The sequence below is a fragment of the Intrasporangium sp. genome (assembly GCF_030452765.1).
Classification (GTDB): Bacteria; Actinomycetota; Actinomycetes; order Actinomycetales; family Dermatophilaceae; genus Intrasporangium_A.
Genome location: NZ_JAKDLO010000278.1, coordinates 1 through 4,087, shown reverse-complemented (window position 1 = coordinate 4,087; position 4,087 = coordinate 1). Strand labels below are relative to the sequence as shown.

5 protein-coding genes are annotated in these 4,087 nt (G+C 68.6%); all 5 read left to right on the top strand.

The annotated features are described in order from the left end of the window. Window positions 1–485 (top strand): transporter substrate-binding domain-containing protein (locus tag L0H79_RS21265; RefSeq protein WP_301486698.1); only part of this gene is annotated, 485 nt, incomplete at its 5' end. Window positions 486–495: 10 nt separating this feature from the next. Continuing rightward, window positions 496–1,320, top strand: a complete 825-nt coding sequence (locus L0H79_RS21260; protein WP_301486696.1) for an amino acid ABC transporter permease — start codon at window positions 496–498, stop codon at window positions 1,318–1,320. Next, a complete protein-coding gene (locus L0H79_RS21255) occupies window positions 1,317–2,219 on the top strand; it encodes an amino acid ABC transporter ATP-binding protein (RefSeq protein ID WP_301486695.1) in 903 nt (300 codons plus the stop codon). Before L0H79_RS21260 ends, L0H79_RS21255 begins: the two co-directional genes overlap by 4 nt. Next, entirely contained in the window at window positions 2,219–3,517 is a 1,299-nt protein-coding gene (locus L0H79_RS21250) for an FAD-binding oxidoreductase (RefSeq protein ID WP_301486693.1), read from the top strand. The genes L0H79_RS21255 and L0H79_RS21250 overlap by 1 nt, the downstream gene beginning before the upstream one ends. Continuing rightward, window positions 3,510–4,001 (top strand): GNAT family N-acetyltransferase, encoded by a 492-nt coding sequence (locus L0H79_RS21245; protein ID WP_301486691.1) that lies wholly within the window; start codon window positions 3,510–3,512, stop codon window positions 3,999–4,001. The genes L0H79_RS21250 and L0H79_RS21245 overlap by 8 nt, the downstream gene beginning before the upstream one ends. The last annotated feature ends 86 nt before the right edge of the window (window positions 4,002–4,087 follow it).

Here is a 4,087-nt window from a genome sequence, read left to right as displayed (position 1 = left end):
CCGAGCCGTACTTCAACGCGACCCAGGCCCTGCTCACCAAGAAGGGATCGGGCGTCACCGACCTGGCCTCGCTCAAGGGCAAGAAGGTCGGTGTCCAGACCGACACGACCGGCCAGATCTACGCGGAGAAGAACAAGGACGCCAACGGCTACGAGATCATCATCTTCGACGACCTGCCGACCCAGCTCGCCGGCCTGCGGTCTGGGCGGGTCGACGCGATGATCAACGACAACGGCCCGCTGCTCGACTTCGCCACGAGCAACGCGGACTTCCAGGTGGTCAAGGAGTTCGACACCGGCGAGCAGTACGGCTTCGTCGGCCAGAAGAACGACGCGAACGCGGACAAGATCATGGACGCCTTCAACACCGCGCTGAAGAAGACGGTCGAGGACGGCTCCTACAAGGCGAGCTACAAGAAGTGGTTCGGCTCCGAGCCCTCGGTGCTGCCGGGCGCAGAGTCCTCGACGGCGCAGAGCACCTCGTGAGAATCCTGCCATGACCTCACCTGCAGCCACCGCGGGGCGAGTGCGCAGGACCTCGCCCCGCAAGCGTGCCCAGCGCATCCGCTGGATCCAGTACGGCATCCTCGTCGCGGTCCTCATTGCGATCATCGCGGTCGCAGACTTCCCGCAGATCCAGAAGGTCTTCTTCCGCACGGACATGATCCGGGACACCCTGACCCAGGGTCTCGGGACAGCCCTGCTGAACACGATCATCTACTCGGTCGGCGCCTTCGTCCTCGGCCTCGTCCTCGGCACCGTCCTCGCCCTCATGCGGCTCTCGTCCGTCGGCCCGTACCGGTGGCTCGCCGGCATCTACATCGAGTTCTTCCGCGGACTGCCCACCATCGTCGTGCTCATGGCGTTCGGGCTGCTCCCGCTCGCCTTCCCCGGCCTGCAGATCCCCTTCGGCATCTACGGGACCGTCTGGACCGCGCTCGGCATCGTGGCCGCGGCGTACATGTCCGAGACGATCCGTGCCGGCATCCAGGCGGTGCCGAAGGGCCAGGTCGAGGCCGCCCGGTCGCTCGGCATGCCGACTGGGCCCACGACCCGAAAGATCGTGCTGCCCCAAGCGTTCCGGATCATCATGCCGCCGCTGACGAACGAGCTCATCCTCGTCGTCAAGGACAGCTCGCTCGCCTACATCATCGGGCTGTCGGCGACCTCGTTCGACCTGACGAAGTACGGCCGGGACCTGGCGAACACGAACGCGAACCTCACGCCGCTCGTCATCGCCGGCCTGTGCTACCTCCTCATCACGTTGCCTCTCACCTTCCTGGTGCGACGCATGGAGCGGAAGACGGCGAAGGCACGATGACAGCGAACCCAGCTCAGCAGCATACGGACTCATCGAGAAGCGGCTCCACGGTCGTCGAGATCACCGGCCTGCGCAAGTCGTTCGGACCGGTCGAGGTGCTGACCAACATCACGACCTCGATCCGGCAGGGTGACGTCGTCTGTGTCATCGGCCCGTCCGGCTCCGGCAAGTCGACCCTGCTGCGGTGCGTGAACCTGCTCGAGCAGCCGAGCGGCGGCTCGATCCTCATCGAGGGCATCGAGGTCACCGACCCCGACTGCGACATCGACGAGGTGCGCAGCAGGATGGGGATGGTCTTCCAACAGTTCAACCTCTTCGCGCACCTGACTGTGCTCAGCAACTGCACGATCGCCCAGCAGGTCGTGCTCAAACGCGGTAAGGCGGAGGCGGAGAAGGTTGCGCTCGTCAACCTCGCGAAGGTCGGGCTCGCCGATCGCAGCGGCGCCTTCCCGGCGCAGCTCTCCGGCGGCCAGCAGCAGCGTGTCGCGATCGCGCGGGCGTTGTCGATGGACCCGGAGCTCATGCTCTTCGACGAGCCGACGTCCGCGCTCGACCCCGAGCTCGTCGGCGACGTCCTGGCGGTCATGCGGCGGCTCGCGTCCGAGGGCATGACGATGATGGTCGTCACGCACGAGATGGCCTTCGCGCGCGAGGTCGCCGACCGCGTCATCTTCATGGACGGCGGGGTCATCGTCGAGGAGGGCCATCCCGACGACGTCATCGGCAACCCACAGCACAACCGCACCCGGACGTTCCTCAAGCGGGTGCTCGACCCGACGCACGTCGACTCCGAGGGGGACAGCGGGGAGTCGGATGCGCGTCGGCGGATCAAGGACGCCGAGGTCGCTGCCCACGCGCAGCCCGCGGTGCACGACGACACCGAGGGGCACGGCAGCTGATGCCCGACCCGCACGCCGGCGACGTCACCGTCGTCGGCGCCGGGCTCATCGGGCTGTTCAGCGCCCATTACCTGCTCGAGCGAGGGTATGACGTCACGCTCCTCGAGCGTGGCACCGCGGGTGGTGGGGCGGCTCGGGTCAACGGCGGCTGGGTGTGCCCAGCCCGCAGCGACCCGTTGCCGTCCTGGGGCGTCGTGCGAGACGGGGTGCGTTCGCTCGCTCGGCCGTATGGCGGCAGCTTCTTCCTCGGGGCCCGAGCACTGCCGCACGTGGCGGGATATCTCGGGCGGTTCGTGCTCAGCTCGGGGGCGCACCGGTTCGAGCGGTCGTGGGACGAGCTCGATGTGCTGAACCGGCAGACCGCCGGCCTGATCGACGAGCTCGTCGAGGCGGGCATCGTGAGCGGCCTGCAGGACGAGGGCTTCCTCATGGTGCACCCGACCCGGGAGCAGGCCGAGGCGTCCTGGGCATCGCTGTCGGCGGTCTCGCGGCGCGGACTGTCGCCGGCTCCGGAACCCGTCGTCGGGCGAGGGGAGCTGCTCGAGCTCGAACCGGGTCTCGGGGAGGCGGCTCGGTTCGGGTTCGTCCACCGCGGGGACCGGTGGCTCGACCCGTCACGCTTGGTGGATCGCCTTGTCGGGTCGGCGATCTCGCGAGGAGCCCGCGTCGTGACGGAGACTCCGGTGCGGGCGGTGCGACAACGTGGATCGAGGGTCGAGCTCGCGACGCCGGCCGGGGTGATCGAGGCCGGGCACGTCGTCATCGCCGCTGGCGCATGGTCGGAGGAGCTGCTCCGACCGATCGGGGTGCGCGGCTACGTGACTCCTGGCAAAGGCTACAGCTTCACCGTCCATCCCGAGCGCCCGCCCCGGCATGTCCTGCGGCTGGGGGACACCCACGTCGGGGTGACACCGATGGGCGACCGGACCCGGGTCCTCGGTCTGGTCGAGCTCGATGGGACGCACGAGGGGGTCCACACGGAGCGGATCGCCCTGATGAAACGCCAGGCGGCGCCATACCTGACCGGGATCGACTGGGACGCCAGCACGGACGAGGCGGTCGGGGCCCGGCCGATGACACCCGACGGCAAGCCGCTGATCGGCTGCGTCCCGGGAGCGGAACGCATCGTCGTCGCGACCGGCCACAACATGCTCGGCCTCAGCCTCGGTGCCGCGACCGGCGTGCTTGTCGCAGCCTTCGTGGCGAAGGGACCGGCTGCGGCGGTGCCTGCCTTCGACCCGATGCGCTTCACCCGCCGGCATGGGCTGGGATCTGCTCGAGCACGCGCGCATGACTGAGCGCGTCGAGATCCGGCTCGCTCGAGAAGGTGAGTACGACCGCGTCGCCGACATCCTTGCCACCGCCTACGCACCGAGCGGACTGCGTCCCGGTGACGACTACTACCAGCATCTGCGCGACGTCGCGGGGCGCGTCGCGGCCGCCGAGGTCTGGGTTGCCGTCGAGGGGTCGGAGGTGCTCGGGACCGTGACGTGGCCACCCGTCGGGTCACCGGAGCGTGAGGTCGCCGGCGACGACGAGGCCGAGTTCCGGATGCTCGCGGTCGACCCTCGGGTGCAGGGTCTCGGCATCGGACGCGCACTGGTCGAGGCCATCGTGCGACGTGCCCGCTCCGAGGGCTTCCGGCGCATCGTGCTGTCGACCACCACGTGGAGCACGTCGGCCCGCCGACTCTACGCAGACATGGGATTCGTCCGCGTTCCCGAGCGGGACTGGCCGGTCAACGACGACCTCGTCCTGCAGGCCTATGCCCTCGAACTGTGAGGCGGGTGCACTGTCGATCGGGACTACAGCGCTCTCGATCGGGTTTGGTGCACTCTCGATCGGGTTTGGTGCACTCTCGATCGGGT